The following is a 5,566-nucleotide window of genomic DNA, read 5'->3' as shown; positions in this document are numbered from 1 at the left end:
TCCCCTTTTCTGCGGGGGGGGGGGGGGGTTCCGGCGCCCCCCCCCCGGGGGGGGGGGGCGGCCCCGGGGGGGGGGCCCCCCCCCCCCCCCCCCCCCCCCCCCCCCCCCCCCTTGGGCCGACCGGCCCCGTGCTCACCTGGGACGGAGCCGGGTCAAGGGCGGTGCGAGGGGCGCGGTACGGGCCCGCGCCCCCTGCTCCGGCGGGTGGTTCAGCCCAGGTCGCCGTCGGCGGTCAGCTCGGCGAGCCGAACCAGCGTGCGGACCGCGGAACCGGTGCCGCCCTTCGGGGTGTAGCCGAAGGGGCCGCCCTCGTTGAAGGCCGGGCCCGCGATGTCCAGGTGCGCCCAGGTGATGCCCTCGCCGACGAACTCGCGCAGGAACAGACCGGCGACCAGGCCGCCGCCCATCCGCTCGCCCATGTTCGCGATGTCCGCGACGGGGGAGTCCATGCCCTTGCGCAGGTGCTCGGGGAGCGGCATCTGCCAGGCCGGCTCGCCGACCTCCTCGGCCACGTCGTGCAGCGAGGCGCGGAAGGCGTCGTCGTTGGCCATGATGCCGAAGGTGCGGTCGCCGAGCGCCAGCACCATCGCGCCGGTCAGCGTGGCCACGTCCACGATCGCGTCCGGCTCCTCGGCCGAGGCGGCCCACAGCGCGTCCGCGAGGACGAGGCGGCCCTCGGCGTCGGTGTTGAGCACCTCGACGGTCTTGCCGCTGTACATGCGCAGCACGTCGCCCGGGCGGACGGCGGTGCCCGACGGCATGTTCTCGGCGAGCGCCAGCCAGCCGGTCACGTTGACCTTCAGGCCGAGGCGGGCGGCGGAGACGACCGCGGCGAACACGGCGGCGGCGCCGGCCATGTCGCACTTCATCGTCTCGTTGTGCCCGGCGGGCTTGAGCGAGATGCCGCCCGAGTCGTAGGTGATGCCCTTGCCGACGAAGGCGAGGTGCTTGTCGGCCTCGGGGTGCGTGTAGGCCAGCTTGACCAGGCGCGGGGTGGAGGCGGAGCCGCCGCCGACGCCCATGATGCCGCCGTAGCCGCCCTCGACCAGGGCCGCGTCGTCGAGCACCTCGATCTGGAGGCCGTGCTCGTCGGCGGCGGCGCGCGCGATGGCCGCGAACGCCTCCGGGTCGAGGTCGTTCGGCGGGGTGTTGACCAGGTCGCGGGCGCGGTTCAGCTCCTCGCTGACCGCGACGGCGCGGGCGAGCGCGGCGTCGTTGTCGTCGCCGCCGGGGGTCAGGACGACGGCCTCGGCCAGCGGGGCGTTCTTCGCCTCGCCGTCCTCGGTCTTCTCCTTGTACGCGTCGAAGGCGTAGGCGCCCAGCAGCGCGCCCTCGGCGATCGCGGCGACGGCACCGGGGCCGTCCACGGGCAGCGCGAACGCGGCCTTGCCGGTACCGGCGAGGCCGCGCGCGGCCACACCGGCGGCGCGGCGCAGGGTCTCGGCGTCGTACCCGTCCTCCGCCTCGGGCTCGGCGCCCAGCCCCACCGCCACCAGGAGCGGGGCCTCGAAGCCCGCGGGGGCGGGCAGCTTCGTCAGCTCGCCCTCGGCGCCCGAGGCACCGAGGGTCTCCAGGACGCCGGGCAGCGCGCCGTCGTAGGCCTCGACGACGGACTCGGCGCCGGGCGCCACGACGGGGCCCGCGCCGGCCTTGGCGACACCGATCACGATCGCGTCGGCGCTCAGGCCGGGCGCCGCGGCGGTGCTGAGAGTCAGAGCAGTCACGGTGGTGAAATCTCGCTTCCGATGTGAAGTTGCAGTGGCCGAATGCGTTCCTCGGCCGCCCGGTGGGGCGGCCTCCCGCACGGGGGTGGGTCGACCGGGCCCGACAGCCGACCCTAGGCCCAGCGTTGGACCACTTCGGCAACCGGGGTCTCCACCCCGTCGGCGAGCACCCGCCACGAGACTACGCGCGTACGGCCGCTCGCTCATTCCTCCGGGTGGTCACCCGAATGTGGCCGTCCCTTCGCCTGCGGGCAACTCCTTGTGCGTACCGGGTGGTTACCCCGCGCCGCCCAGCGCGAGGACGATCAGGGCCGTCGTCGCCGCCGTCTCCGCGAGGGCGCCGAACACGTCTCCGGTGACCCCGCCGAAGCGCCGGACGCAGTGGCGGAGCAGGAGTTCGGCGGCGCCGAGGGCGAGCAGGACGGCCGCCGCGGTGTGTACGGCGCCCCACGCGCCGAGGGCTGCTCCGCAGGCCGCCGCGAGCAGCGTGCACACCGCCACGGCGACCGTCGCCTTCGGCAGCGGGACCACTCCCGCCACCGCCGCCCCCAGCCCCTCCGGGCGGGCGGCCGGCACCCCGGTGCGGGCGGCCAGGGTGAGCGCGAGGCGGGCGGCGAGCGCCGAGACGAGCGCGGCGACCGCGCCCCGGGTCCAGGACGTTCCGTAGAGCTGGGCGAGGACGGCCACCTGCGCGAGCAGCACCAGCAGCAGGGTGACCACGCCGAACGGTCCGATGTCCGACCGCTTCATGATCCGCAGCGCGTCCTCGGCGGGCCTGCCGCTGCCGAGCCCGTCGGCCGTGTCGGCGAGCCCGTCCAGATGCAGCCCCCGCGTCAGCACGGCCGGTACGGCCACCGAGGCGACACCGGCGAGCAGCGGCCCGGCCCCGAGCAGCAGCACCCCGAGCGCGGCCGCGCAGACACCGACGGCCAGTCCGGCCACGGGGGCGCACAACATGCCCGCGCGCGCAGCCTCCCGGTCCCAGCGGTGGACTCGTACGGGCAGCACGGTGAGGGTGCCGAAGGCGAAGCGGAGTCCGTCGAGCGGGGCGGGGGTGGGGGTCTCGGGCATCGGCGCAGGGTATCGGGCGGGCGTGGGGGTGGTGGCGGGGGTGGTGGCCGAGGTGGTTACGGGGGCGGCGCCGGAGGTGATAGCGGAGATGCCCGCCGGGCGGGAGCCGGGGCGGGGACGAGGTCCGTGAGGAGGCTGGAGCCGGGGGCGGAGTCCGGGGGGCCGAGTGGGGGGCATGGCGGGGACCGGGGCCGGGATTGGGAACGGAGTTGGGATGAGGGCTGGGGCCGAGGCCGGGATCGGAACTGAAGCCGGGACGACGGCCGGGAGCCCGGGGCCGGGATCGGAACTGAAACCGGGACGACGGCCGGGAGCCCGGGGCCGGAGTTGGGCCGAGGCTGGAGCTGGAGCTGGAGTTGGAGTTGGAGCCGGAGCCGGGGCCGAGTCCAGGACCGGGGCTGGAGACGGGAGCCGGGGTGGAGCGGGGGCCATGGCGGGGACAGGAGCCGGGGCTGGGGCCGGAGTTGGGGCGAGGACCGGGGCCGAGGGCGGAGTGGGGCCATGGCGGGGACCGGGGCTGGAGACGGGAGCCGGGGTGGAGCGGGGGCCATGGCGGGGCCGGGAGCCGGGGCGGGGCCGGGACCGAGGGCGGAGTGGGGCCAAGGCGGGGACCGGAGCCGGGGCTGGGGCCGGAGTTGGGGCGAGGACCGGGGCCGAGTTTGGGACCGGGGCCGGGGCCGGAGTTGAGGCGCTGGCCGAAGCCGGGACGGGAGCTGGAGGCGGGACACGGGCCGAAGCCGGAGCTGGGACCCGGGCCGGGACCGGGACCCGAGCCGAATCCGGAGCCGGAACCTGAGCCGGGGCCGGAACCGGGACGCGAGCCGGAACCTGAGCCGGGGCCGGAACCGGGGCGCGAGCCGGAACCTGAGCCGGGGCCGGAACCGGGACGCGAGCCGGAACCTGAGCCGGGCCGGGACCCGACCGGGGCCGAGACCCGAGCCGGGGCCGGGGCCGGGGCCGAGACCCGAGCCGGAATCGGGGCGCCGGGGTCGTCCCCCGGGCGCTCGGTCCGGGACGGGTCGTGACCGGGGGTGGGGTGAGGGGCGGGACGAGGAGCGGGTGGTGGGTCAGTTGCGGTCGGGGAGGCGGGTGGGGAGGGGGTCGGGTTTGCCGCCGATCCAGTCTTGGACGGTGCGTCGGGGGCCGGCCCAGCGGCGGTCGTGGCGGTAGGCGCGCAGGAGGGCACGGGCGCGGGCGCGGGGGCGGCGGACGTAGAACCGGCGGGCCCAGGGGGAGCTGGGGCGGGCCAGCCGGATCGCGCCCCCGATCGCGAGCAGCGGCACGATCGCCCCGAAGATCGCGATGCGCGCCTTGCCCTTGCTGAGCGCGACCAGCGAGAAGAAGAAGTTCACGGCGATGGTGGCGATGGCCCCGCCCCGGTCCTGGAGTTCGTCGGTGGAGAGGTCGTTGACGCCGAACGGGGAGAACCCCGCGAGGAGCAGTCCGACCAGGGCGGCGGTGAGTACGACGACCTCGACGCTCTTGCGGCCCTCGGCACTCCAGTAGACGTCGTCCAGATGCAGGATCAGCGCGAACTCGTCGAGGACCAGCCCCGCGCCGATCCCGAAGACGACGGCCGCGAGCCCCGCCCCGAAGCCGTGCCGGTCGCTGGCGACGGCGCCGAACCCGCCGACGACGGTGAGGACGACCCCGGGCACCACGTGATGGATGTGCAGCCCGCCCGCGCTGACGTTGCCGAACGGCCCCTTCCCGGCGCGGATCAGCCGGGTGACGGTCCGGGTGACGAGGAAGGTGAGCACGAAGGCGGCGAGGGCCAGCAGCAGCGGAAGCTTGCCCGGCTCCAGGATGTTCCGCACCCACCACTGCCCCATGTGCGCACTTTAGCCCCGTCGCCCCGACCGAGCGGCCCGGACCGAGCGCCCGGGGGACGACCCGGGCGCCCGGGCTCCGGCCCCGGCTCGGGTCTCGGCTCCGGCTCGCGTCCCGGTTCTGGCCCGGGTCGCAGTTCCGGCGTCGGCCCGCGTCCCGGCTTCGGCCCCGGCTCAGGTCGCGGCTCCGGATTCGGCTCGGGTCCCGGTCCCAGCCCGGGTCCCAGCTCCGGCTTCGGCCCGTGTCCCGGTTCCAGCCCTCGTCCCGGCTTCGGCTCGCGCCCCGGTTCCGGCTCCCGTCCCGGCTTCGGCCGACGCCTCAACTCCGGCCCCCGCTCCAGCCCCGGCCCGGGTCCCGGCCTCGGCTCCCGTCCCGGTTTCGGCCGGTGCCTCGGCTTCGGCCTCCGCTCCAGCCTCGGCCCGGGTCCCGGCCTCGGCCCGGGTCGCAGTTCCGGCGTCGGCCCGCGTCCCGGCTTCGGCCCCGGCTCAGGTCGCGGCTCCGGATTCGGCTCGGGTCCCGGTCCCAGCTCCGGCTTCGGCCCGTGTCCCGGTCCCGGCTCCCGTCCTGGTTCCGGCCCGCGTCCCGGCGTCGGCCCCGGCTCCGGCTTGGGTTCCGGCTCCGGGCCGGGGCCCGGCCCCGGCTCCCGTCCCAGCTCCGGCCCTCGTCCCGGCTTCGGTCGGCGCCTCAACTCCGACCTCCGCTCCAGTCCCGGCCTGGGTCCCGGCCTCGGCCCGGGGCCCGGTTCCAGTTCCAGCCCCGGCTTCGGCCCTCGCTTCAGCCCCGGCCCGGGCCCCTGCTTCGACCCGCGCCTCAACTCCGGCCCTCGCTTCAGCCCCGGCCCGGGTCCCTGCTTCGACCCGCGCCTCAACTCCGGCCCTCGCTTCAGCCCCGGCCCGGGTCCCTGCTTCGACCCGCGCCTCAACTCCGGCCCTCGCTTCAGC

3 protein-coding genes are annotated in these 5,566 nt (G+C 76.8%); all 3 read right to left on the bottom strand.

What is annotated here, in order from left to right; translation table 11 throughout:
* Nucleotides 1–209: 209 nt before the first annotated feature.
* The 3 genes from AB0898_RS31710 to AB0898_RS31700 all read right to left on the bottom strand — a co-directional run bounded on the left by AB0898_RS31710 (nucleotide 210) and on the right by AB0898_RS31700 (nucleotide 4,627).
* Nucleotides 210–1,724, bottom strand: coding sequence for a leucyl aminopeptidase (locus tag AB0898_RS31710; protein ID WP_366806518.1), 1,515 nt, complete (start codon nucleotides 1,722–1,724; stop codon nucleotides 210–212).
* A 276-nt stretch (nucleotides 1,725–2,000) separates the two neighbouring features.
* A complete protein-coding gene (locus tag AB0898_RS31705) occupies nucleotides 2,001–2,795 on the bottom strand; it encodes an adenosylcobinamide-GDP ribazoletransferase (protein ID WP_366806517.1) in 795 nt (264 codons plus the stop codon).
* Between the two features lie 1,067 nt (nucleotides 2,796–3,862).
* Nucleotides 3,863–4,627 (bottom strand): hypothetical protein, encoded by a 765-nt coding sequence (locus AB0898_RS31700; RefSeq protein ID WP_366806516.1) that lies wholly within the window; start codon nucleotides 4,625–4,627, stop codon nucleotides 3,863–3,865.
* Between the last annotated feature and the right edge of the window lie 939 nt (nucleotides 4,628–5,566).

Source organism: Streptomyces sp. NPDC005435 (assembly GCF_040703155.1).
Lineage (GTDB): Bacteria > Actinomycetota > Actinomycetes > Streptomycetales > Streptomycetaceae > Streptomyces.
This window is presented reverse-complemented; position numbering and strand designations above follow the sequence as displayed.

Coding starts and splice junctions, on each gene's coding strand:
- AB0898_RS31705 (WP_366806517.1), bottom strand. CDS start 2,795: ATGCCCGAGACCCCCACCCCCGCCCCGCTCGACGGACTCCGCTTCGCC.
- AB0898_RS31700 (WP_366806516.1), bottom strand. CDS start 4,627: ATGGGGCAGTGGTGGGTGCGGAACATCCTGGAGCCGGGCAAGCTTCCG.